General features: G+C 73.0%; 21 protein-coding genes, 2 tRNA genes and 3 pseudogenes. 12 read left to right on the top strand and 14 right to left on the bottom strand.

The genetic code is table 11. From position 1 onward, the window contains the following. Window positions 1-158 precede the first annotated feature (158 nt). The 3 genes from C1729_RS08940 (at window position 159) to C1729_RS08950 (ending at window position 5090) form a co-directional block, all read left to right on the top strand. Window positions 159-1970, top strand: a complete 1812-nt coding sequence (locus C1729_RS08940) for a methyl-accepting chemotaxis protein (RefSeq protein WP_102509632.1) — start codon at window positions 159-161, stop codon at window positions 1968-1970. 10 nt (window positions 1971-1980) lie between these two features. After that, window positions 1981-3900 (top strand): heavy metal translocating P-type ATPase, encoded by a 1920-nt coding sequence (locus tag C1729_RS08945; RefSeq protein ID WP_102509633.1) that lies wholly within the window; start codon window positions 1981-1983, stop codon window positions 3898-3900. A 122-nt stretch (window positions 3901-4022) separates the two neighbouring features. Next, a complete protein-coding gene (locus C1729_RS08950; protein ID WP_102509634.1) occupies window positions 4023-5090 on the top strand; it encodes a pirin family protein in 1068 nt (355 codons plus the stop codon). A 79-nt stretch (window positions 5091-5169) separates the two neighbouring features. Here the strand turns inward: C1729_RS08950 and C1729_RS08955 are convergent, their stop codons facing one another. Next, the gene (locus C1729_RS08955) at window positions 5170-7662 is read right to left on the bottom strand and encodes a YhgE/Pip domain-containing protein (protein WP_102509635.1); all 2493 of its coding nucleotides are present in this window, start codon (window positions 7660-7662) and stop codon (window positions 5170-5172) included. Beyond that, window positions 7659-10544, bottom strand: a complete 2886-nt coding sequence (locus C1729_RS08960) for an MMPL family transporter (RefSeq protein ID WP_207204591.1) — start codon at window positions 10542-10544, stop codon at window positions 7659-7661. Before C1729_RS08960 ends, C1729_RS08955 begins: the two co-directional genes overlap by 4 nt. Before the next feature lie 111 nt (window positions 10545-10655). Between C1729_RS08960 and C1729_RS08965 the strand changes: the two genes are divergently transcribed. Together C1729_RS08965 and C1729_RS08975 are read left to right on the top strand one after the other, a co-directional pair. Beyond that, complete coding sequence (locus C1729_RS08965) at window positions 10656-11375, top strand: TetR/AcrR family transcriptional regulator (protein WP_165375468.1); 720 nt, start codon at window positions 10656-10658, stop codon at window positions 11373-11375. A 179-nt stretch (window positions 11376-11554) separates the two neighbouring features. Next, entirely contained in the window at window positions 11555-11629 is a 75-nt protein-coding gene (locus C1729_RS08975) for a ribosomal protein bL36 (protein ID WP_102510609.1), read from the top strand. Window positions 11630-11854: 225 nt separating this feature from the next. Here the strand turns inward: C1729_RS08975 and C1729_RS15375 are convergent. The 3 genes and pseudogenes from C1729_RS15375 to C1729_RS08990 form a co-directional block, all read right to left on the bottom strand. Beyond that, window positions 11855-11908: pseudogene (locus C1729_RS15375) on the bottom strand (hypothetical protein); the annotation flags it as partial. 59 nt (window positions 11909-11967) lie between these two features. Further along, the gene (locus C1729_RS08985) at window positions 11968-12582 is read right to left on the bottom strand and encodes a phosphoribosylanthranilate isomerase (protein ID WP_102509639.1); all 615 of its coding nucleotides are present in this window, start codon (window positions 12580-12582) and stop codon (window positions 11968-11970) included. Continuing rightward, window positions 12573-13850, bottom strand: coding sequence for a hypothetical protein (locus C1729_RS08990; RefSeq protein WP_102509640.1), 1278 nt, complete (start codon window positions 13848-13850; stop codon window positions 12573-12575). The genes C1729_RS08985 and C1729_RS08990 overlap by 10 nt, the downstream gene beginning before the upstream one ends. 244 nt (window positions 13851-14094) lie before the next feature. On the opposite strand from C1729_RS08990, the gene C1729_RS08995 reads away from it, so the two are divergent. Continuing rightward, window positions 14095-14709: a PadR family transcriptional regulator gene (locus tag C1729_RS08995; RefSeq protein ID WP_102509641.1), complete on the top strand. Its 615-nt coding sequence runs from the start codon at window positions 14095-14097 to the stop codon at window positions 14707-14709. 23 nt (window positions 14710-14732) lie between these two features. Here C1729_RS08995 and C1729_RS15020 read toward each other — a convergent pair. Then, window positions 14733-15032, bottom strand: a pseudogene (locus C1729_RS15020) (family 1 glycosylhydrolase); the annotation flags it as partial. 61 nt (window positions 15033-15093) lie between these two features. Further along, window positions 15094-15237, bottom strand: a pseudogene (locus tag C1729_RS15380) (family 1 glycosylhydrolase); the annotation flags it as partial. 150 nt (window positions 15238-15387) lie between these two features. On the opposite strand from C1729_RS15380, the gene C1729_RS09005 reads away from it, so the two are divergent. Both C1729_RS09005 and C1729_RS09010 read left to right on the top strand, forming a co-directional pair. Continuing rightward, window positions 15388-15846 carry a hypothetical protein gene (locus C1729_RS09005; RefSeq protein ID WP_102509643.1) on the top strand — a complete coding sequence of 153 codons (459 nt, stop codon included), beginning with the start codon at window positions 15388-15390 and terminating at the stop codon, window positions 15844-15846. Further along, window positions 15843-16151 (top strand): sulfurtransferase TusA family protein, encoded by a 309-nt coding sequence (locus C1729_RS09010; protein ID WP_242493771.1) that lies wholly within the window; start codon window positions 15843-15845, stop codon window positions 16149-16151. The genes C1729_RS09005 and C1729_RS09010 overlap by 4 nt, the downstream gene beginning before the upstream one ends. A gap of 41 nt (window positions 16152-16192) precedes the next feature. Here the strand turns inward: C1729_RS09010 and C1729_RS09015 are convergent. Continuing rightward, window positions 16193-16265: transfer RNA gene (locus C1729_RS09015), tRNA-Arg, on the bottom strand. A 213-nt stretch (window positions 16266-16478) separates the two neighbouring features. Here C1729_RS09015 and C1729_RS09020 point away from each other — a divergent pair. The 4 genes from C1729_RS09020 to C1729_RS09035 all read left to right on the top strand — a co-directional run bounded on the left by C1729_RS09020 (window position 16479) and on the right by C1729_RS09035 (window position 19643). After that, window positions 16479-17060 carry a DUF2231 domain-containing protein gene (locus tag C1729_RS09020; protein ID WP_102509644.1) on the top strand — a complete coding sequence of 194 codons (582 nt, stop codon included), beginning with the start codon at window positions 16479-16481 and terminating at the stop codon, window positions 17058-17060. 41 nt (window positions 17061-17101) lie between these two features. Beyond that, window positions 17102-18160 (top strand): iron-containing redox enzyme family protein, encoded by a 1059-nt coding sequence (locus C1729_RS09025; RefSeq protein ID WP_102509645.1) that lies wholly within the window; start codon window positions 17102-17104, stop codon window positions 18158-18160. Beyond that, on the top strand, window positions 18157-18363 hold the full coding sequence (locus C1729_RS09030) for a CDGSH iron-sulfur domain-containing protein (RefSeq protein WP_102509646.1): 207 nt from the start codon (window positions 18157-18159) through the stop codon (window positions 18361-18363). Before C1729_RS09025 ends, C1729_RS09030 begins: the two co-directional genes overlap by 4 nt. A 62-nt stretch (window positions 18364-18425) precedes the next feature. Then, complete coding sequence (locus C1729_RS09035; protein WP_102509647.1) at window positions 18426-19643, top strand: alcohol dehydrogenase catalytic domain-containing protein; 1218 nt, start codon at window positions 18426-18428, stop codon at window positions 19641-19643. A gap of 207 nt (window positions 19644-19850) precedes the next feature. Here the strand turns inward: C1729_RS09035 and C1729_RS09040 are convergent, their stop codons facing one another. The 6 genes from C1729_RS09040 to C1729_RS09065 form a co-directional block, all read right to left on the bottom strand. Continuing rightward, a complete protein-coding gene (locus C1729_RS09040; RefSeq protein WP_102509648.1) occupies window positions 19851-21119 on the bottom strand; it encodes a threonine/serine exporter family protein in 1269 nt (422 codons plus the stop codon). Between the two features lie 171 nt (window positions 21120-21290). After that, a tRNA-Ser gene (locus C1729_RS09045) sits at window positions 21291-21376 on the bottom strand. A gap of 37 nt (window positions 21377-21413) precedes the next feature. Beyond that, window positions 21414-21857, bottom strand: a complete 444-nt coding sequence (locus C1729_RS09050; RefSeq protein WP_129590710.1) for a hypothetical protein — start codon at window positions 21855-21857, stop codon at window positions 21414-21416. A 184-nt stretch (window positions 21858-22041) separates the two neighbouring features. After that, on the bottom strand, window positions 22042-22635 hold the full coding sequence (locus tag C1729_RS09055) for a GTP-binding protein (RefSeq protein WP_102509650.1): 594 nt from the start codon (window positions 22633-22635) through the stop codon (window positions 22042-22044). Further along, window positions 22616-23014 carry a DUF742 domain-containing protein gene (locus C1729_RS09060; protein ID WP_102509651.1) on the bottom strand — a complete coding sequence of 133 codons (399 nt, stop codon included), beginning with the start codon at window positions 23012-23014 and terminating at the stop codon, window positions 22616-22618. The genes C1729_RS09055 and C1729_RS09060 overlap by 20 nt, the downstream gene beginning before the upstream one ends. A gap of 15 nt (window positions 23015-23029) precedes the next feature. Then, window positions 23030-23473, bottom strand: a complete 444-nt coding sequence (locus C1729_RS09065) for a roadblock/LC7 domain-containing protein (RefSeq protein ID WP_102509652.1) — start codon at window positions 23471-23473, stop codon at window positions 23030-23032. Between the last annotated feature and the right edge of the window lie 16 nt (window positions 23474-23489).

Below are 23489 nucleotides of genomic sequence, written 5' to 3' on the forward strand. Positions count from 1 at the left end.
GGCCCGCGCTGGCCGGGATCCCGGCCGCGGCGCGACCTCGTCGTCCAGGGTGACGTCGATCACCGATCCGCCTCACGCTGCGCCTCACCCGTCCGATAGGGCATCCAGACGGGGCCCGAGCCGCGGTTCGCCCCACCGTGCAGAACGAGGAGTCAGGGATGACACTCACCCCGACGGCGACAGACACAGGCCGTGCCCACCCGCAGCCCGCCACCGCCGCGGAGGGACGTGCCACGGCTCCCGAGCCCACCTCCACCCGGCGCCGGGGCCGCGCCGGGCGGCACCCGTCGGTGCGGCGCAAGCTCTTCCTTCTCGCCGGCTTCGGGCTCGGCGGGATCGCGATCCTCGGCGCGCTGTCGGTCGGCCTGCTCAACAACCTCGCGTCGTCCGCCGACGAGATCGCCCAGGTCAACGCGACGGTCGGCCGTCAGCTCAACCTCGTCCATCAGGACCAGCTCAAGGGGCGCATGATCGTCGCCCAGATGGCGGCTGCAGGGGACAAGGCCGTGCTCGCGAACTGGTCGAGCAAGCTCGAGGAGAACGACGCGACGATCGCGGAGAACATGGCCGCGCTGAGCACCATCCTCGGCGACACCTCCGAGACATGGTCCGACTTCACCCTCACCTACGCCGACTTCCTCAAGGTGCGTGACGAGCAGATCATCCCCCTCTTCGACACGGCGGACCACGCGGCGACGTACACGCAGATGCAGACGGCCTACCTGCAGCCGGTCATCGACGCGTACGTCGCATCGCTCGATGCCGCCGCGGTGGAGATCCAGGCGTACATGGACGACATCGCGGACGCGGCCCGGGCGCGGGCGCAGGTGTCGACGATCGTCGTCGTGGCGGTCATCGTCGTCGCGGCGCTCGCGCTCCTGCTCCTCGCACGCTCGGTCATCCTCTCGGTCGGTCGCTCGGTGAAGAGCCTCGAGACCTCGATCGAAGCCATGTCGCACGGGGACCTCACGGTCGAGGCGACGATCGTCACGCGTGACGAGCTCGGACTCACCGCCGAACGGCTCAACACTGCACGCGAAACGCTTGCCGGCACGCTGGCACAGGTGGGCGAGACCTCGGCGACGGTCGCGAGCGCCGCGGAGGAGCTCGGCGCTGCGGCGACAGAGGTGACGCGCGGCACGGACGAGACCTCAACCCAGGCGGGTGTCGTCGCGGCCGCGGCCGAGCAGGTCTCGCGCAACGTCCAGACGGTCGCTGCGGGCGCCGAGCAGATGGGTGCGTCGATCCGTGAGATCGCGCAGAACGCGTCTCGGGCAGCAGAGGTCGCTGCGCGCGCGACGGAGGTCGCAGGGACGACGAGCACGACGGTCGCGCGTCTGGGCACGTCGTCGCAGGAGATCGGCGCGGTCGTCCGCGCCATCACGTCGATCGCCGAGCAGACGAACCTCCTCGCGCTCAACGCGACGATCGAGGCCGCACGCGCCGGCGAGGCCGGCAAGGGCTTCGCTGTCGTCGCCGGCGAGGTCAAGGAGCTCGCCCAGGAGACCGCACGCGCGACCGAGGACATCGCCCGACGCGTCGAGGCCATCCAGGCCGACACCGACGGCGCGGTCACCGCGATCGGCGAGATCACGCACATCGTCGGACAGATCAACGACTACCAGATGACGATCGCCTCCGCCGTCGAGGAGCAGACCGCGACGACGAACGAGATGTCGCGCTCGGTCGGGGAGGCCGCGACCGGGTCGACGCAGATCGCCGAGAACATCACGGGGGTCGCGGAGTCGGCGGCGCGGTCGTCGCGGACGGTCGAGCAGATGAGTTCGGCGGTCTCCGAGCTCGCGCGCATGGCGGTCGAGCTCGACGGTCGCGTCGCGACTTTCACGTACTGCCCGGGGGGGGGTGGCCACCCCCCCCGCCACGTCCGTTCCGGCGCGCCTGCCGGACGCATCCGCGCCCGAGGTGAGGTCAGCCTTCGCTTGCTGGAAATGATTCTCGGTAAGGCGTAGGACTAGGACCATGGAACGTCTTCGCGCCTACCCCTGGGTCATCGCCACGCTCGCCGTCGGCGCCGTCGGTCTCGCCCTCCTCGCCGCAGGCCTCGACGACGCCTCCCGCTGGACCGTCGTCGCCTGGGTCGTCCTCGTCGCCGCCATGCAAGCCTGGGACATGGTCCGGTCGCTGCGCGCCGGAGACGTCGGCCTCGACATCCTCGCCGTCCTCGCCATCTCCGCAGCCGTCGCCGTCGGCGAGCACTGGGCCGCCCTCGTCGTCGTCATCATGCTCACCGGAGGCGAAGCCCTCGAGGACTACGCCGAGCGCCGCGCCAAGCGCGAGCTCACCGCCCTCCTCGACCGCGCACCCCGCACCGCCCACCGCGTCGACGGCTCCGGCACCGTGACCGACATCCCCGTCGAGGACGTCGCCATCGGCGACATCCTCCTCGTCAAGCCCGCCGAGGTCGTCCCCGTCGACGGCGAGCTCGTCGACGACACCGCCGTCCTCGACGAGTCCTCCGTCACCGGCGAGCCCCTCCCCGTCGAGCACGTCCGCGGCGACCGCATCGTCTCCGGCTCCATCAACGGCGACGGCGTCGCCCACATCCGCGCGACGGCGCTCGCCGCCGACTCCCAATACCAGCAGATCGTCGACCTCGTCGCCGCCGCCGAGGAGACCCGCGCCCCCATGGTGCGGCTTGCCGACCGCTACGCCGTCCCGTTCACGATCGTCGCCGTCGCCATCGCGCTCCTCGCCTGGTGGGTAAGCGGTGATCCCCGCCGCCTCGCCGAGGTCCTCGTCGTCGCCACCCCCTGCCCGCTGCTCATCGCCGCGCCCGTCGCCTTCGTCGCCGGCATGTCCCGCTCCGCCAAGGCAGGCGTCGTCGTCAAGGGCGGCGGCGTCCTCGAACAGCTCGCACGCGTCCGCACCGTCGCGCTCGACAAGACCGGAACGCTCACGCACGGCCACCCCCACATCACCCGCGTCGTCGCGACCGACGGCCTCACCGAGGACGACGTCCTCGCCCTCGCCGCGGCCGCCGAGCAGTACTCCGCCCACCCCATCGCCGTCGCGCTCGTCGCCGGAGCCCGCGAGCGCGGCACCACAGTGCAGCCCGGCACCGACGTCACCGAGGAGACCGCGCACGGCGTCGCCGCGACCGTCGGCGGCCGACGCGTCGCCGTCGGCAAGGGCACGTGGGTCGTCCAGGCGTCGGCGCCCGACGCGATTGCCGACGCGTCCCGCACCGACGACCCGCTCGCCGCCCAGAGCGACGTCACCCCGGGAGCCGTCGCCGTGCACGTCGCCGTCGACGGCGAGCGTGTCGGCATCGTCGAGCTCGCCGACGCCGTCCGCGACGAGTCCGCCGCCGTCCTCGCAACCCTCCGGGGCGTCGGCGTCGAGCACATCGTCATGCTCACGGGCGACGCCGAAGCCACCGCGCAGCACGTCGCCGCCGAGGTCGGCGTCGACGAGGTCCGCGCGTCCCTCCTCCCCCAGGAGAAGGTCGCGGCCGTCGCAAGCTTGCCCGAACGGCCCGTCCTCATGGTCGGCGACGGCGTCAACGACGCCCCCGTCCTCGCTGTCGCCGACGTCGGCGTCGCGATGGGCGCCACGGGCGCGACCGCCGCGAGCGAGTCGGCCGACGCCGTCCTGCTCGTCGACGACCTCGGAGCGCTCGTCCGCCTCGTCGGGATCTCCCGCCGCACCGTGCGGGTCGCACTCGAGAGCATCTGGGCCGGCATCGGCCTATCCGTCGTCCTCATGCTCGTCGCCGCATTCGGCTTCCTGCCCGCCCTCGCGGGCGCTGCGATGCAGGAGGTCGTCGACCTCGTCGCGATCCTCGGCGCCCTCCGCGCTCTCACCCCCGGACAGGGCGAACCGACGCTCGCGTCCGTGGCGCACGCGGCCGAGCCTGCCCAGCAGTCGGTCCCCGCCTGAGGGCGCGCCCCTTCGCGGGCCGGGCTGCGCACCTCGCAAGCCGGGCTGGGCAACTCGTGGGCAGGGCTGGGCGGGGCGGCGCTCGTGGCGGAGGATAGGGGAACGCCGGACGAGGAGGTCACATGTTCGCCACGGGCATCGACGCACGCGACGCGTCACGCTCCGAGAGCGCCGACGACCTCGAGATCGTCGCGGCCCGCGACGTGCCGCTCGGTGGTCCGCGCGGGATGACCGTCCGCCGCACCCTGCCGTCGAAGGCACGGTCGATGGTCGGTGCGTTCTGCTTCGTCGACCACTACGGGCCCGACGACGTCGCGGCGACGGGCGGCATGGACGTCCCGCCCCACCCGCACACGGGGCTGCAGACCGTCACCTGGCTGTTCGAGGGGCGCGTGCTCCACCGTGACGCGCTCGGCTCCGTCCAGGAGATCGCGCCCGGGCAGCTCAACCTCATGACGGCCGGCGCGGGGATTTGCCACTCCGAGGAGGCGACGCCCGGGCTCTTCCCCACCAACGGCACGCTCCGCGGCGTGCAGCTGTGGACCGCGCTGCCCTCGGGGACGCGCGACGGTGAGCGCGCGTTCGAGCACGTCGCGGACCTGCCGTCGTTCGTCGTGCACGACGTATCGGAGCGCGCGGAGGCGGCGAGCGGTGAGGCGGCGTCCGGTCGGCACCGGGCGCGTAGCGTGGGGCCGCGCGAGGCGGGGCTCGTGCGGGTCTTCATGGGCTCGCTCGGCGGGGTGGCGTCACCTGCCCGGGCGGACACGCCGCTCGTCGCGGCGCAGCTCGATCTCGCTCCGGGTGTCGTCGTGCGGCTCGACGTCGAGGAGTCGTTCGAGCACGCGGTGCTCGTCGACCGGGGTGCACTGCGCCTCGAGGGTGCGTCCGTGCCGGTCGCGTCCCTCGGGTACGTCCCGCCGGGCCGGAGCACGCTCGAGCTGCGGACGGGTGACGAGCCGGTGCGGGCGGTGCTCATCGGCGGGGAGCCGTTCGAGGAGCAGGTCCTCATGTGGTGGAACTTCGTCGGGCGCACTCATGAGGAGGTCGTCGAGGCGCGACGGCTGTGGCAGGACGCCGTCGCTGGAGGGGCGGAGGGCGAGGCGCGCTTCGGACGGGTGATCGGGTACGAGGGCGCGCCGCTGCCAGCGCCCGAGCTGCCCCATGTCCGTCTCCGACCTCGGTCCCGCTGACGGAGGAGTAGCGTCGGAGGGTGGGAGGGCAACGAGTTCTGCGTGCTCTCGTCCCGCGACCGCTGACCCACCGAGCTCGTCAGGCGGCCGCGAGGATCGCGTGGCCGGCCTGGCGGCGACGCCAGGCCGTCGCGCCCACCGCAGCCCCGACCGACGCTGCCGCCCACACGATCATCACGACGAGCGCACCGCCCGCAGCGCCTTCGTGCGCGAGCCCGCCGAGCACCTGACCCGCCGCGTGTAGCGGCCCGAGCTCACCGAGGTCTCCGACCCAGGCGGGCGCCGACGGAGCCGACGCCGCGACGAGCACGGCGACACCGACGACGAGCGCGAACGCACGACCCACGTTCCCCGTCCATGCGACGACGGCGTGGAGGAACCACAGGAGCACGACGGCGACGAACGCGGCGGCCGGGACGACGACCCACGACGTGTCCGTGACGGCCGCGACGACAACACCCGCGAGAACGCCCTGCACGGCCGCGACCGCGGACGTCGCGCCGAGACCGCGCGCGGTGACCGCGAACGACGAGCGCGTCGTGCCGAGCGCGGCTGCGCCCGAGACGTGGGGGCGCATCGTGAGGACGAGCGCGCCGAGCCACAGGGCGACGGCCATCGTCACGCCGACCCCACCGAGCGGGCCGAGCCCGCGCGGTGCGGGGGTCGCGACGGGCTGCGCGATGACCTCCGCGAGCGCGGTCGGGTCCGTGACGTTCTGCTGGGCGAGGGCGTCGACGGCCTGGGTGAGGCCGCCCGCGAGCTCGCCTGCCCCGTCGGTGAGCTGGATGGTGCCGGGCAAGGTCTGCCCGAGTCCGTCGGCGAGCGTCGACGCGCCGTCGCGGAGCGCGCCCGCGCCGTCCGACGCTCCGCGCGCACCCTCGGAGAGCTGGGAGACACCCCCGGCGAGGTCCTTCGCGCCGTCCGCGAGACCGGCCGTGCCCGTCGACAGGGTGTGCGCACCGCTCGCGAGCGTGCCCGCGCCCTTCGACAGCGTCGACGTGCCGGCGGAGAGCTTCGAGAGCCCGCCGGAGAGGCTCGTTGCCCCGGTCGACAGCGTCGACGTGCCCGTCGCGAGCGTGCTCGCGCCCGTGGCGACCTCCTTCGCCCCGGCGGCGAGCTCGGTCGCTCCCGTCGCGAGCGCGTCCGCGCCGTCGGCGACGCCGCGTGCACCTGCGGCGAGGCCGTGGAGGCCCGCGGCCGGTGACGTCGGGTCCGCGTCGGGGTTGCCGACGAGGGCGCCGAGGCCCGCGACGAGGCCGTGGAGGCCTGTGGCGGAACCGGCGTCGCCCTCAAGCTGTGCAAGGCCGTCGACGATCTGGGTGCTGCCCGCGCGGTATGCCGCGACGGCCCCGGCGATCTTGGCGTCGAGCTCGCGGCATGCGGTCTCGGTGCCGGGTGCGGGCTCGGGGAGGCATCCGGCGGCTGCCTGGGCTGCGGTGAGCTGCGTGACGCCGGCGACGAGCTCGTCGAGCCCGTCACCGACGAGCTTGTCGACCCCGGCGCGGGCCTGTCCGACCGCTGCGGGAAGCCCGGCGACGTCGGGCTGCATCGCGCTCATCCCGTCAAGCAGCTGCTCGACGCCGTCGGCGACAGCGTCCGCACCGGTCGCGAGAGGCCCGGCACCCTGCGCGAGCGCGGCGGCGCCGTCGGAGAGACCCGACGTGCCGGTCGCGAGCGCGTCGGCGCCGTCGGCGAGCTTCTTCGCGCCGGAGGCGAGGTCCTTCGCGCCCTTCGACGACTGTGCTGCACCGTCCGCGAGGGGCTTGGTCCCTGCGGCGAGGTCCTTGGCCCCACCAGCGAGGTCCTTCGCCCCGGTCGCGAGGGTCCCGGCGCCGTCGGCGAGCGTCGTCGCACCTGTGGCGGCGCTTCCGGCGCCGGTCGCGAGAGTGCCGAGCCCGTCGGCGAGCGTCCCGGTGCCGGTCGCGAGGGTGTCGGCGCCGTCGGCGAGCTGCTGCTGCCCGTCGGCGAGCTTCCCGGCGCCGTCGGCGAGCTGCTGGGCACCGTCGGCAGCCTCGCCGAGCTGGTCGCTGGTCGTCGAGAACCCGACGAGCACCTGCTCGACGTACGTCTGCGTGAGTTGGCGGCCGAGCCCGACGGTCGCGGCGTCGGCGAGCGCCGTCGTCACGAGGTCGCGGGTCGCGGTCGAGCCGTCGGGCGTCGCGACGTCGATGCGGGCCTGGCGTGCGCCGTCGCCGTCCGCGAACGACGTGGCGTCGGCGGAGAACGACGCGGGGATCGTCACGACGGCCGCGTACGTTCCGGCCTCGAGGCCTGCCGCGGCGTCGTCGGAGTCCGTGACGACCCACGTCCAGCCGCCGCGCGAGCGAGATCCTTTGACGAGTTCGGCCGCGAGCTGGCGGCCGAGAGGTGTGAGCTGGCCGTCGATCGTCACGGCCTCGTCGTGGTTGACGACGGCCGCGGTGACCTCGCCAGCGCGGGCTGCGGGATCCCACTGGGAGGCGAGCAACGTGGCGACGAGTGCGACGGGTACGAGGAGAGCGACGAGCGCGAGGAGCCAGCGTCGCTGCGCGGAGCGGGTCATGGCGGGGGCCTTCCGGACGGGGGCGGTCATCGCAGCGCTCCGGCTGCGGCTGGTGACGTGGCGGTGGGGGCGTCGATCGTCGTGAGGCTGAGCCGGTGCGTGGGTGTGACACCGGGTGGCAGGACGTCGGCGCCGGACGTGCCGAGGACGAGGGTCGTGCCTGCGGCCTGCGCGGCAGTCAGCGCTGCACCCGCGCGGGCGGAGCCGTGGAGGTGGTGCGCTGCGTCGACGACGAGCACGTAGGGGTTCTCTCGGAGCGCTGCCTCGACGGCGCGTGCATCGGCGTGACGCGAGTCGACCCAGCCGACCCGTCGCCTCACGGCGCCCGCGCGGTGCGGCAGCGCGAGCCCGCCGACCTTGAGGTCCCCGCCGGCGGGCGCGACGCGTCCGGCGAGGGTGAGGAGGAGTCCGGTGACGGCCCGCGCAGGTCCGTCGACGACGAGGACTCCCCCGTCGGGCACGTCGAGCGCGACGTCCGGGGCGAGCCGTGCGCGTTCGTCGACGCGCAGCCCGCGGGCGGCGATCGCGGTGCCTGCTGCGGGCCAGCCCTCGAGCGCGAGCTCGGCGTGGAGGCCCTCGCCCTCGACGTCGAACGACGGCAGGAGGCGGTCGAGCCAGCGCGGCATCCACCACGCCTTGTCGCCGAGGAGCTCGAGCACCGCGGGGACGAGGGTCATGCGGACGAGGAACGCGTCGACGAAGACGCCGACGGCAAGGCCGAGGGCGATGGGCTTGATGTTGACGTCGCCCTCGGGGACGAAGAAGAAGAAGACGGAGAACATGATGACGGCCGCAGCCGTGACGACCTGGGCGGAGCCTCGGAAGCCCGAGTGGATCGCGGCGCGGGCGTCGCCTCCGTGGACGTACTCCTCGCGGATGCGGGAGACGAGGAAGACCTCGTAGTCCATCGCGAGGCCGAAGAGCACGCCCATGAGGACGATGGGCATGAACGAGATGACGGGCCCGAGCTTCGCGACGTGGAGGAGGTCCGCGGCGATGCCGTTCTCGAAGACGGCGGCGACGACGCCGAAGGCCGCGACGACCGACAGCAGGTAGCCGAAGGTGGCCTTGAGGGGGACGGCGATCGAGCGGAACACCATGGTGAGGAGCACGAGCGAGAGCCCGACGACGAAGATCCCGAACGGCAGGAGCGCTGAGCCGAGCTTCGCGGAGACGTCGATGCCGACGGCGGTGAAGCCGGTGACGGCGATGTCGATGTCGTACTCGGCGGCGAGGCGGTCACGCTGGTCGCGGATCTCCTGGACGAGGTCGGCGGTCGCTTCGTCCGTCGGGCCGCCCTCGGGGACGACCTGGACGATGAGCGTGTCGGCGGACGCGTTGGGGGTCGAGAGCGGGACGTTGGCGACGCCCGGCAGGGCGCGCATCTCTGCGGCGATGTCCTCGGCGAGGCCGAGGGGGTTGTCGCTCGTGAGGATCGACGCTGTGACGATGAGCGGGCCGTTGGCGCCGTCGCCGTAGTGCTCGGTGATGCGGTCGTACGTCTGGCGGGCCTGGCTGGACTCCGGCAGGACGCCCGCGTTGGGGAGCGCGAGGCGCAGGTCGAGCGCGGGCAGGGCGAGGAAGGTGCCGACGGCGAGGACGGCGGCGATCGTCACGAGCGGGCGCCGGGTCACGGTGTGCACCCAGCCCGCGAAGAACCGGTCCGCTCGGGTGCGGGGCGCCTCGGTGTGGGCGCCGCGTGACGCGGCGGCATCGGGAGCCGGTGCCGTGCCGGCAGGAGCCGGAGCGGCGTCTGGGGCGGCCTGCACGGCCGGGTCCAGCGCCGACGGGCCCTGGGCGGCCGTGCCCTGGGCGGCGTGAGCCGCCGCGCGAGCCTCGGCGCGGCGGGCGCGGCGGGACGGGCGGGGCCGCACACGCTCGCCGGCGAAGCCGAGCAGCGCGGGGGTGAGGGTGACGGAGACGACGACCGCGACCGCGACGGCGACGGCCCCGGCGACGCCCATCGTCGTGAGGAACGGGATGCCGGCGACGCCGAGTCCGACGAGCGCAATCATCACGGTGAGGCCGGCGAAGAGGACGGCGGAGCCGGACGTCGCGGTCGCGCGCGCGATCGACTCCTCGACGTCAAGGCCGTCGCGGAGCTGGTCGCGGTGACGGGCGACGATGAAGAGCGCGTAGTCGATGCCGACGGCGAGGCCGAGCATGAGCGCGAGCATGGGCGTCGAGGAGTTCACGGGTGTCACGGCCGTCGCGAGGAGGACGAGCGCCATCGCGAGGCCGACGCCGACGAGTGCGTTGGCGAGCGGCAGTCCCGCGGCGACGAGCGAGCCGAGGGTGAGGACGAGGACGACGAGCGCGACGCCGACGCCGAGCGCCTCGGTCACCGTGATCGCCGGGAACTCCGAGGAGTAGAGCTCGCCGCCGACGGAGGCGGTCCAACCGTCGGGGAGCGCCGTGCTGAGGTCGGCGACGATGTCTGCGATCTCGTCCTTGACCTCGGTGGGGATCTCGGTGCCGGCGCCGTTCATCATGACGGTGACGAGCGCCGCGCGGTCGTCGTCGGAGAGTCCGTCCGCGTCGGCCGCGGCGACAGGGTCGCCCGTGAGCGTGTCGGTGAACGGCGACTGGACGCCGCGGACGTCGTCGCGTGCCGCGAGCGCGTCGGTCGTCGCGCGGACGGCGTCCGCGACGCCTTCGTCGCGGACCGACGTGCCCTCGGGGGACACGACGAGGATCTGCGCGCTCGACCCGGAGACCTCGGGGAACGTCGCCGCGAGGCGGTCGAGCGCGGCCTGCGACTCCGTGCCGGGGATGGAGACGGAGTTGTCCATGCCCTTCTGGAGGAAGCCTGCCGCGGCGCCGAGCGCGACGAGGAGTGCGAGCACGACGGCGACGGCGGCCCGCCGGTGGCGGACCATGCTTCGGCCGAGCCGGTAGAGGAAGGAGGACACGAGGGCTCCCGAGGAGACGGACGATCGATGCAGGACTGGATCCGATACGAGACTGTATCCGATGCAGGACTGTATCCGATACAGTGGCGTATCGAAAGGTACCCTGGGGGGATGACGACGGGAGCGGGCGTGGACGACAACCAGGGCGTCGGCACCCCTGTCGAGGACACGTTCGCCGACGCGATCGCGACGTCGCCACGGCGCGCACGCACGCGCGAGCGGCTCCTCGACGCCGCGCTCACCCTCTTCGCCGAGGTCGGGGTCGACGCGACGTCGATCGAGGCGATCTGCGAGCGCGCCGGCTTCACCCGCGGCGCCTTCTACTCGAACTTCAGCGACAGGTCCGCGCTCATCGACGCCCTGGCCGCACGGGAGCAGGGTCGCGCGATCAGCGAGCTCCGCGACGCGATCGAAGCGAGCCCGTGGAACGACGTCCCCGACGGCACCGACGACGTCGGCGTCGTCGCGTCCGTCGCGACCCAGCTCCTCGACGCCCTGACGATCGATCGACGCTGGGCGCTCGTCAACGGCGAGATGCGACTCATGGCCCTGCGCGACAGGTCGCTCGCGCCCGCTCACGAGGCGCGTGAGAACCTGCTCCTCGACGCCATCGCCGACGAGATCCGGCGGCTCACCGCGTGCCTGGGCCGGCGGCTCGCGATCCCGGACCGGACGTTCGTGCGACTCCTGTGGGCGGGCTTCCAGGCCGACCTCGAGGCCGCGGACCGGTCGCTCGGCACAGACCGCCCGACGACCGCGGTCGAGCTCGCGACCTCGTGGATCCCCGAGGTCGTCACGCGGCTCACCGTGCCGGTCGAGCCCGGCCACTGACACACCGCGCCGCCGCGGCGAGCGCACCCGGGAGCGCCCGGAGAGGTGCGTCGGCGCCGGAGACGGTGACGTCGGCGTAGCCGACCTGCGCTGCGAACGCCTCGCCGACGGAGCGCTCGTCCCCCCTCGACGAACTCGAGCCCTCGTCCCTCCGGTCGCTCGCACGCAAGGACGGCTCAATCGTCGTACGCTGCCGCGGCCGGATCTACGTCATCAACAAGCACAACCCACGATGGAAGGACCGGCAGGGCTGATCTGCTGGCGGCCGACGCCTGCGGGCCGCTCTCCCTCAGGGCACCTCGCCTCGTGTCGTCACTGCAGCCCGCCTCGAACGAGAAGCACTCACGCTCCGGGGGCCCGGCGCGATCCACGTCCTCGTCGGCCACCGTGCCGGCCCCGTCGAGCGTCCCGACGGTCGCCGCGGCGAGCGCGGTCGTCAAGGGGATCGCGAGCACGAGGCCGATCGACCCGACGAGCGTCCGCACGACCTCGTGCGCGATCTCGCCGGACGTGAGTGACTCACCGAGGGTCATCGAGACGAGGTAGACGACGAGGGCGGACGCGCGATGCCGTCCGCCGGGCAGCTCCGCCCTCACGTGCCGCGTGCCGCCGCGATGAAGTCGCGCACGAGCCCGGCGTCCTTGACGCCCCGCGACGACTCGACGCCCGAGGACACGTCGACGCCCCACGGTTGCACGGCACGCACGGCGTCGGCGACGTTCGCAGGCGTCAGGCCGCCTGCGAGCAGCCAGCGGCCCTCGGGCCGACGTTCACCGAGGAGCGTGAGGTCCCACGTCGCGCCCGAGCCGGGCACGGGTGCGTCGAGCAGGAGCACGTCCTCGCCGTGGGCTCCGACGACCGGGGCAGGATCGTCCGCGAGCGACACGGCGCGCCACGGAACGAGACCCGCGGCGGAGACCTTCGCGAGGTCGCCCCGGCCGTAGCGAGGCCCGTGGAGCTGGACGGCGTCGACGCCGGCCACGAGCGCCTCACGCACCGCGTCGGCTGCGGCGAGCTCGGCGGTGACGAGCACCGTGAGCGCGTCGGGCCGTGCGCTGCGCGCCGCAGCGACGACCTCACGGGCGCGCTCGGCATCGACGTGGCGAGGGCTGCACGGGCTCACGACGACACCTATCGCGTCGGCGCCCGCCTCGAGCGCGACGAGCGTGATCTCGGGGGTGGACAGTCCGCAGATCTTCACGAGCACGGGGTTCCTCCTGGGCCTTGTGGATCGAGGCTACCGGGCACGGCGCTGCGCCACACGGAGCCCTCGACGACGTCGACCGCGTGGATCTGACGGCTCGCAGGGTCGGTGACGTACGCCATGCCGTCGAGGACGGTGAGTGCGGGGTGCGCGGTCTGCCACTCGGCCGGTACCTCCCATGGGTCGACGACGGAGATACTGTCGACCTCCTCGCCCGTCGCGGGGTCGAAGACATGGAGCGCGCCGTCGGTCCCGAGGACGAGGGCCTCACCGTTCTCGCCGCGGCCGAGGCCTCGGAAGGTGTACGTCGTGCCGGTGTCGACGGTCGTGATCCGCTCAGCCTCGGTGTCGACGAGTGCGATGGTCGTGAGACCGAGGCCACCATCCGGGTCGGTCTTGTAGTCGCCGAGGACGACGGCGGAGTCGTCGGCGGCGAAGAGGTTGCCGGTGCGACCGAAGTCGTCGGGCGCGTCGAGCTTGTGGACGCGGTCGTCGTGGATCGCGACGACGCCGTCCTCGCACCCGAGAAGGACGAGGTGGCCCGAGGTCGCCTCGCCGTGGACGCCGGGGCAGTCCTCGGTCGTCACGAGCGCGTCGCCGTGCGCGTCGAGGACGGTCGCCCCGCTGCGACCCTCGGCGTCACCGACGGTGAGGACGATGGCGTTGTCCTCGGTCGGGACGGCGACGCCGTGGTGGGCGGCTGCGGCGGTGAGCTCCCGGACGGGGGCGACGTGGCCCGTCTCGGCCGCGGTCGCCCAGGCGTCGGCCTCGACGACGGTCACGTGGCCGGTGCCGTCGTCGAACAGTGCGACGAGACCGTCATGGGGGACGACGTGCCCGGGGGTGTCGGCCGCGAGCACGACGCCCGTGAGGGACGGTGCCTGCGTGTAGTGGTGGGCGTGCTCGCCGTGGACGACGCTCCAGGCGCCCGTGTCGAGCAGCGCCCATCCGCCCGAGGTCGAGACGGCGACGTGCCGGTCGTCGCCGGCCGGGCTCACGCGGTTGAAGCCTGCGAGCGGGAGGTCGTCGACGACGTCGAGCTGGAGCGCGTCGACGACGAGGAGGCCGCCGTCGTAGGTGAGCACGAGACGGGGTTTCGCGGCAGCGGCCTCGGTGCGGGTCGGGGCGGTGTCGGGAGCGTCGGTTGTCGCGGACGCGGCGGGCGTCGTCGGGGCCGTCGTGGGTGCCGTCGGGGTGGCGCACGCGGTGAGCGCGAGCGCGCAGGCCGCGGCTGCGCCGAGGAGCGCGTGGGTGCGGGGTGTTGCGGACATGGGTCGCCCGGAGGCGTCCTTCCTCGTGGGTGGTTGACGACCGGCCGGTCCGTCGTGACGCAGCCACCCTAGACGAGAATGAGACTCATTCGCAACTAGACCCTCAAGGGCCGACCGACCGCACGGCCACGACCTCCCGCACCAGGTCACGGTCCGTCGCAGGGTTGCCACGCGATCGGTTAGCGATATATCGTGAAGTATCGCGAGGGCGAGAACCGCCCTCCATGAACGCAGGAGGCACCCCATGTGGAACCCCACGAACCTCACCCCCCGTCGACGCGGACCGCGCGCGGCGCACCACCACCACGACGGCTTCGGCCCCCAGGGAGGCCCTCGCGGCGCAGGCCGCGGACCCTTCGGCCCCGGCGGCCCCGGTGGCTTCGGACCCGGCTTCGGGCCGCGCGGCGGAGGCCGGGGACGCCGCGCAGGGCGCGGCGACGTCCGCCTCGCCGTCCTCTCGCTCCTCGCCGAGGCGCCGTCGAACGGCTACGGGCTCATCAAGGCCATCGCCGAGAAGACCGGGGACGCCTGGCGCCCGAGCCCTGGGTCCGTGTACCCGACGCTCCAGCAGCTCGTCGATGAGGGCCTCGTGACGACGACGGGCGAGGGACGCTCGACCGAGCACGCGCTCACCGACGAGGGACGCACGTACGTCACCGACAACGCCGAGGCGATCGCCGCGACGTGGGCCTCGACGCCGGGGCTCTCGGCGGCCGACGCCGCGTTCCACGAGTCGGCCATGAAGCTGCGTGGCGCGATCCAGCAGCTGCGCCACAGCGGCACCGACGACCAGAAGACGGCCGCCGCCGAGAAGCTCGACGAGGCCCGCCGCGCCCTCTACCTGCTCCTCGCGGAGTGAACAACCCGCCCCCGGGGATGCGGTCAGAGCGTGCGGGTCGCGATGACGTCCCGGTACCAGAGCGCCGAGTCCTTCGGGGTGCGCTCGAGGGTGTCGTAGTCGACGCGGACGATGCCGAAGCGACGGGCGTAGCCGTAGCGCCACTCGAAGTTGTCGAGGAGCGACCACACGAAGTACCCGCGGAGGTCGACGCCGTCGGCGCGCGCGTCGAGGGCGGCGGCGAGGTGGCGTCGGACGTAGTCGATGCGCGCGTCGTCGTGGATCGCGCCGTCGGGCGCGACCTCGTCGTCGAAGGCTGCGCCGTTCTCGGTGATGACGAGTGGCAGGGTAGTGGTCGGCGGCCGTGTCGCCGGTGTCGTCGCCGAGGATGGTCCCGGGGGCGTGGCTGAACGTGTCCCAGCTCGACGGGCCGCGCCCGTCCTCGGCTGCTGCGCCCTCGATCTGGTAGGCGGCGGTGGCCGCTCCGAGGACGAAACCGTCGGGCACGCGCATGTGGGCCCCTTCGCCGCAGTGGGAACGCTTCCACATCCTGCCACCGAAGCCGCCCGACGGCGACCAGCCGCGCGTCGCCCCACCACGCCGTCTCGTCGGCCTCCACCACGATGGCGCTCCCGACCTTCGAGCCACGGGTCGATGGATACCGTCGACCCGCACGGACCGTCCCGCTAGGGTCGACCCATGACGACCGCGCCCCGCCCCGGCTACGACGGCCCCCACGGAAGCATCGTCGCGCGCTCCGTCGGCCTCGGCCTCCTCGTCGGCACGACGGCAGGCCTCCTCATGGGCCTCGCCGCGTCCTGGGACGCACTCGAGTACGCGCCCCTCACCGCAATCTTCGGCACCCTCGCCGGCGTCATCGGCGGCGGTCTCGTCGGCCTCGGCCTCGCCCCGCTCGCCCGCAGGCTCGCGCTCGCGCGCACCGGACGTCCCACGACGGCCGAGCTCGTCGCCGTCGGATCCTTCCCCGTGAGCCTCGTCCTCGCGGTCACGGTGTACTTCAGCGGTGGCGCATGGTCACTGCTCCTCCTCGGGCTCGGGGCGCTGAGCGTCTCGCTCGTCGTCGGCGCCGTCGTCACGCTCCTACCGTGGGTGTGGGCGCCGCTGCGCAGCAGCGCCCCGGCGCGCGCCACCCCGTGACGCTCCCCCCGCAGGTCGCCGCGTCGATCGACGACGACGGCGTCTGGCACGTCGACGGCGGCGACCTCGGCTGCGCGCGACTCCTCATCCACCTGCGCCGGCACGTCGCGACGCTCGAGGCCGGGACCGTCGTCCACCTCACGTCGACCGACCCGGTCGCGCCCATCGACCTGCCCGCCTGGTGCCGGCTCACCGGCCACGTCTACCTCGGACCCGTCGAGCCTGCCGCGCGCCCGACCTACGCGATCGAGGTCGCAGCCGCTCCGACGCCGACCGACCCCAACAAGCCCTGGCACCGGGCCTGAAGACGACGAGAGCCACCCCGCGGGGTGGCTCTCGTCATATGTGCGCCCGGAGGGATTCGAACCCCCAACCTTCTGATCCGTAGTCAGATGCTCTATCCGTTGAGCTACGGGCGCGCAGCCAACCTCGCGGAAGACCTCGAAGAGCATACCTGCTCCGACGCCCGAGCGCTGCCACCCTCCCACCTGTTGCCGCTCCCCCGAGGTCGGCCGATAGTGAGATCTCGGCGACTTCTCGCCGTCGACGACAGTCAGCTCTTCACGCACGCCAGATCCCGCCGTCTCCCGGAGCTTCCGGGGACGGGGGCCACCGAGGATGAGGAGAGAGCCATGACAGACAGCACGTTGATCCTTCGGGGCCTTCGCCGGCTCGAGAACGCCCGCAGCCTTGACGGCGCGGCCGACGTCCTGCGCCGCGCGAGCGCCGCCGTCACGGCCGCCGGACCGCCGCGCGACATCCTGCAGGGAAGGCAGCTCGGACATCCGGTCCACGCCGCGCTCGCAATGGCGCCGGTCGGTGCGTGGATGTCGAGCGTCCTGCTCTCCCGCGACGGGCACGGGCCGGCGGCACGAACCCTCCTGCGGTTCGCGCTCCTGTCGGCGCCCGTCGTGGGACTTGCGGGCGTGGCCGACGTGGGCCGCCTCGACCACGCCCGCCGGCGCGTGGCCGCCGTCCATGTCGCGTCGAACGTGGTGGCCGGGACCCTCGGCGCCACCGCCCTCGTCCGCTCGCGCGCGGGTGACCAGCCTGCGCGTCTGCTCTCGTGGGCGGGGTTGGGCGCGCTCATGGCCGGCGGGTTTCTCGGCGGCCACCTCGCCTCCCGACTCGACCCTCCGCCGCCCCCGTCCACCGCTGAGGACCGGCCGCTCGGCCAGCTCGTCAGCGCCGACGAGCCCGGCTCCACGCCGTAGCAACGGCGTTCCGTCCGCACCCCACCCGTAAGGAGACCCCGATGTCCTCTGCCACGCTGTCGACGTCCCCGCTTGCCGCCACTGGCTCGCGGCTGCCCGTGCCTGCGGCACGAGGTCCACTGAGCGAGCAGGTCCTCGGAACGCTCACGGCTGGCGGGCCGGGGACGGCGGTGCTGCCGTCCGCGGCAGGGATCGACCCGACGAGCGACCTCGTCGCCGACGAGGACGTCCAGCTCACGCTCTTCTGTCTGCAGGAGCTGCACTACCGCGGCCTCGAGGGCGTCGACGACGCGTGGGAGTGGGACGTGTCGGCGATCGCGCTGCGCCGCGACCTCGAGGACGCGTTCGAGGCGCACCTGCGCGGACGCGTCACCGTGCCGGACGTCGTCGCGACGACGGCGGACGACGTCGCACGCGTCCTCTTCGGGATGACGGCGAGCAGCGGCGGGCCGAGCCTCGCGCGGTTCGTTGCCCGGAAGGCGTCCCTCGCCCAGCTCCGCGAGGTGCTCGTCCACAAGTCTGTCTACCAGCTTAAGGAGGCGGACCCGCACACGTGGGCGATCCCGCGCCTCACGGGGCGCGCGAAGGCTGCGGCGGTCGAGATCCAGGCCGACGAGTACGGCGGCGGGCACCTTGCCTCGATGCACTCCGAGCTGTTCCGCAGGACCCTGCGGGCGCTCGACCTCGACGACCGTTACGGCGCGTACGTCGACGCCGTGCCGGCGGTGACGCTCGCGACGTCGACGTTCATGTCGCTCGCGGGTCTCAACCGCCGCCTGCGCGGCGCGATCACCGGCCACCTCGCCGCGTTCGAGATGACGTCGTCGATCCCGAGCCGCCAGTACGCCGACGGCATGCGACGCCTAGGCCTCGACGAGGACGCAACCGGGTACTTCGACGAGCACGTCGAGGCCGACGCCGTGCACGAGCAGATCGCGGGCCGCGACCTCGCCGGAGGGCTCGTCGAGGCGGAACCGCACCTCCTGGGTGACGTCCTCTTCGGCGCCGGCGCATGCCTCCTCCTCGACGACCTCGCCGCCGCCCGCCACCTCGCCGCGTTCGACGCGGGCGCGTCCTCGCTGCGGGAGGTGGCCGCATGAACGCGCGCGACGGCGTCGAGATGACCTTGTGCCCCGACGGGCCCATCCTCGTGCGCGGTGCTGCGCACATCGTCACGAGCGACGGCCGGACCGTCGCCCGCAACCGTCCCACCGTCGCCCTGTGCCGCTGCGGCGGCTCGGCGATCAAGCCGTTCTGCGACGGCACCCACAAGGTCAACGGATTCACGTCCGACGACGCCTGACGGCCGCCCCTCCCCGAGCCCCAGTGACAGGGGCGGGCGCCCCACCACACCTGGAGGTCAATATGCGCGCAGTCACCTGGCAGGGCGCAGGACGCGTCTCGGTCGAAACAGTTCCGGACCCGACGATCATCGAACCGACCGACGCGGTCGTCCGCATCACCTCAACCGCGATCTGCGGCTCCGACCTGCATCTTCACGGCCCGCTCGCGCCGTTCTGCACGCAGGGCGACGTGCTGGGCCATGAGGCCATGGGTGTTGTCGAGGAGGTGGGCCGGGACGTCCGGCACGTGGGGCCGGGGGACCGCGTCGTCGTGCCGTTCAACATCTCCTGCGGACGCTGCTGGATGTGCCAGCACGGCCTGCAGTCGCAGTGCGAGACCACGCAGGTGCGCTCGGAGGGGCGGGGCGCCGCACTCTTCGGGTACACGCGCCTCTACGGGGCGGTGCCGGGCGGGCAGGCCGAACTGCTGCGGGTACCGCACGCCGACTACGGGCTCGTCCCGGTGCCGGACGACGGCTCGCCCGACGAGCGCTACCTCTACCTCTCCGACATCCTGCCGACGGCGTGGCAGGCCGTCCGCCTGGGCGGGGACGTCGCAGGCGCGACGGTCGTCGTCCTCGGGCTGGGTCCTGTCGGCCAGCTCGCGGCACGGGTTGCGCTGCACCTGGGGGCCATGCGCGTCGTCGGCGTCGACCCGGTGGCGGAGCGGCTCGCGATGGCGGAGCGGCACGGCGTCGAGCCGCTCGCGCTGCCGCGGTCGGCGGCGGCCGACGTCGCGGCCGCGGTCGCCGACGTCACGCAGGGACGGGGTGCGGACCTCGTCGTCGACGCGGTCGGCATGGAGGCCGACGGCTCCCCCGTCCTCGCGGCGGGGCACCGGGCGATCGCCCATCTGCCGTCGGCGATCGGCGACCCGCTGACGCGCAACCTCGGCGTCGACCGGACGGACGCGCTGTCGATCGCGCTGTCGACCGTGCGCCGCGGCGGCACGATCTCGCTCGCGGGCGTGTACGGCGGGAGCGTCGACCCCGTTGACCTCGGCACCTTCTTCGACAAGCAGCCTGCGCTGCGCGCCGGTCAGTGCAACGTGAGGCGCTGGACGGACGAGCTGCTGCCGCTCGTGGCCGACGATGCCGACCCTCTCGGTGTCCTCGACCTGCGGACCCACCGTCTGCCGCTCACGGAGGCCGCGCGAGGCTACGCGATGTTCCGCGACAAGGAAGACGGGTGCATCAAGGTCGTCCTCGACCCGGCGGCGGTGCCTGCCCCCGTGGACTGACGCGTCCGCCACAGGTCTCCGGGGCCACGGACATCAGCAGCCGACGCAGCGCCCANNCCACAACATATGCTCTGCCATGTCGAGTCGGAGGCATGTGTTTGGTGTTCAGGATGCCGGGCAACGCCGACATCAGCGGGGGAGGGGTCGGCGGCAGCGTCCGATGTGTGTAAGAGACAGGGCGGGGCGGGGGGAGGCGCGAAACCGCGGTCAGCGCTCGACGAGCCAGGACCGGTCCGTGAGCATCCGGCCCACCGCGAGCCCGATCGCGAGCGCCACCACGACGAGCCCCGCATCGACCGCGTACGCCATCGCCTGCACGGTCGCACCGTTGTTGAGGTGGTAGACCGCCCGGTACGCGGCCGCACCGGGCACCATGATGACGACGGCCGGCACGTAGACGGTGACCCGCGGGACGTCGATCCGCGGCGCAGCCCACGCCGCGACGACGCCGACGAGCAGCGCCGCGATCGCGGCCCCCGCCTGCGGCGCGAGCCCCTCCCCGACGAGCGTGAGGCGCACGACGTTCGCGACCATGCCGACGCTCGCCGCGGTGAGCGCCATGCCCCACGGACTGTTGAACATGAGGGCGAAGCCGAGGACGCCGAGGAAGCTCGCGACGAGCCGCAGCGTCGTGAGGAGCGCGAACGAGAGGTCGGGGGCGACCGCAGGGTCGGGCGTCACGCCGACGAGCGCCGACACCCCCCACACGGCGAGCGCCGCCGACATGAGGATCATGAGTGCGTATGCGAGCCGGGCGAGGCCCGCGGAGAAGTCGAGGCGCGCCAGGTCGAGCGCGCCGGTGACGAGCGGGAACCCCGGCACGAGGAAGAGCACGGCGGAGACGTAGGCGGCCTCGTGGTTGACGGCCGTCGCCCCGGTCGCGAGGAGCGTCGTCATGATCCCGAGGTAGAGGGCCGACGCGAGCGCGGCGGCGAGCATCGTCACCGCGAACTGGTTCATGCCCCGATGGAGGAGGGCGCGCCGCAGCAGCTGGCCGAGGCCGGCGGCGACGAACACGCCCGCGCACTCGACGGGCCCGCCGTTGTTGAGGAACGCGAACGCCGCGCATGCGACGGCCGCGAACAGGGCGTTGAGCCACGGCCCGTAGAGCGTCGCCTTCCCCCGGATGCGCGCGACACCGTCCTCGACCTGCTCGACGGTCGCTCCCGCGGGCAGCGCGGAGACGAAGCGCTCGATCTCCATGAGGCGGTCGGCGTTGACGCCGACCTTGCGCATCTCGGTGACCTCGGTCCGGAAGATCGGCCCACGGTGCGAGGTCGCGGTGATCTCGGTGAGCGTCACGTGCGCCTCGTGCCGGTCCATGCCGAGCGCCTTCGCGGCGCGCGCCATCGTCGCCTTGACGCGATAGCTGCCCGTGCCTCCCGAGAGACTCAGCCGGCCGAGGGCAAGGACCGCCCCGGACTGCCTGATGAGCCCGACCGGCTCGAGCTCGTTCTCCTGCGTCGTCTCGCTCACAGCCCCTCCTCGACGTTGCCCGGGTCAAGGGTGCCGTGCGTGCGGGTCGGGTCGCCGGGGCGTCCGAGCAGCGGCGCCCCCGACGATCCTCGCACCCCCGCGCGCCGCTCCTGTGGGACGAGAGACCCGACGACGACGGGGCCGCGTCCGTCACGGACGCGACCCCGTCGCTGGCGGAGGGCGAGGGATTCGAACCCCCGGTCCTTGCGGACAACGGTTTTCAAGACCGTCACATTAGGCCGCTCTGTCAGCCCTCCCTGCGTCCATTCTGGCATGCCTCGCGGCCCGCCGAGGTCAGGCCCACCAGTGGTCGGGCAGCCCCGGGGTGAGGACGAGCAGCCCGTACATGCGCGCGAGCTGCGCGGACTGACGCTCGTACGTGAGGAACGTGTCGATGTCCGGGTCGGCGACGGCCACGCCCAAGTGGACGGCGTCGACGGACGGTACGACTCCTCCGACCATCGCCGCCACGGGAAAGGCCTGGTCCGGGATCCGCAGCACGGTGAGCCGTTCGCCGAGCACCCGCACCGTGTCGCGCGCTTCCCAGCCGAGCGGGATCGCGGCGCTCTTCGCGGCGCTCAGTCCCATCTCGGTGACCGCAACCTCGTCGGCGTGCTCCTCGAGCCACGCGCGCCACGCCGCGGCGTGCGCGACGGCACCTCGGTCCTCCCCCGGCAGGAAGGGGTAGTCGTCCCCGACGACCGACAGACGCAGCGCGGAACCGTCCGCGTAGTACACGACCCACACCTCCCGACGAGGCGCGCGACTCCGCGCGACCGTCGCCAATCTACCGCCCCTCACCTGCAGCGGCGCGACGCGCACGGCTCGGGTCACCCCTGCCGGAACGGTCAGACACCCGTGCGGACGACGACGGCCCGCGCCCCTCGTGACGAGGAGCGCGGGCCGTCGGACAGCGAGCTGCTCAGGCGGCCCGGAGACGGGCCATCGCGAGCTGGACGAGCGCGATGAGCGTCTGCTTCGTCGCAGCGCGCGAGCGGGCGTCCGTGTAGAGCATCGGCACGTGCGCGGGCACCTGGAGGGCCTCACGGACGTCCTCGAGGCGGTGCTTGGCCACGCCGTCGAAGCAGTTGACGCCGACAACGAACGGGATGCCCCGTGACTCGAAGTAGTCGACGGCCGGGAAGCACTGCTCGAGCCGGTCGGTGTCGACGAGCACGACCGCGCCGATCGCGCCGCGGACCAGGTCGTCCCACATGAAGAGGAAGCGGTCCTGTCCGGGCGTGCCGAAGAGGTACAGCCAGAGCGAGCTCGAGAGTTCGATGCGACCGAAGTCCATCGCGACGGTCGTCGTCGTCTTGCGGTCGGTCACGCCGCCCGCGTCGTCGACGCCCACCGAGTGCTCGGTCATCGCGGCCTCGGTGTTGAGCGGTTCGATGTCGGAGATCGATCCGATGAACGTCGTCTTGCCGACGGCGAAGCCGCCCGCGACGACGATCTTCACGGCCGTGGGGGCCTGGTGCGCCTGGGCGCCGGGCTCAGAGGGAGGAAATGCCATTGAGAACACTCTCCAGGACGCTCAGGGACAGGGCGGGGTTCTGGTGACCAGGCTGACCGTGACCCGTGTGGACATTGACGGGGGCTGACGTGTGAACGGTGAGGAAACCGTCGTCCGCAAGGTCCGAGATGACGATGCGCACCACACCGATCGGCAGACGCACGAGCGCCGAGAGCTCGGCGACGGAGACGTAGTTCGTGGCCGCGTGCCGGAGGATCTCGCGCTTCTCGGGCGTGAGTCCACGTCCGTTGACGGCAGCGGGCGTCGCCTCGACGAGCGCCTCGAGAGGCAGGTCGGACGTCGCCGACCGCACACGTCCACCCGTCACGGCATACGGCCGGACGGTGGAGTGCTGCACCTCGTTGTCGAAACTACTCATGGCGTCATCACCTCATCAGCTCTGCGGCAGCGTAGCGCCGTTGACGGGCAGGTTACCGCGCATCTCGGAGATGAGTTGCGGCGTGAGCGTCGCCTCGGTGCGCGAGACGAGAAGGGCCATCTCGTAGCCGATGAGGCCGACGTCGCACGTCGCGTCGGCGACAGCGCCGAGCACCGAGCCGTTGGAGACGTTCATGAGGAACATGAACGCGTCGTCCATCTCGATGATCGACTGGCGGACGTTGCCGGAGTTGAGCTGGCGGGCTGCGCCGCGCGTGAGGCTCGACATGCCCGAGACGATCGCGGCGAGCTGGTCGCCCGAGGTCCGGTCGAGGTTCTCCGACATCGCCATGAGCAGGCCGTCGGCAGAGACGACGAGCGTGTGGCGGACGCCGGAGACGGTCTTCACGAAGTTGTCGAGCAGCCAGCCGAAGTTGGTTGCCTCGGAGCTGATGGTCACGGGATCTCCTTGTGCC

This window comes from Sanguibacter massiliensis (assembly GCF_900240335.1).
In the GTDB taxonomy this organism is placed as follows: Bacteria; Actinomycetota; Actinomycetes; order Actinomycetales; family Cellulomonadaceae; genus Flavimobilis; species Flavimobilis massiliensis.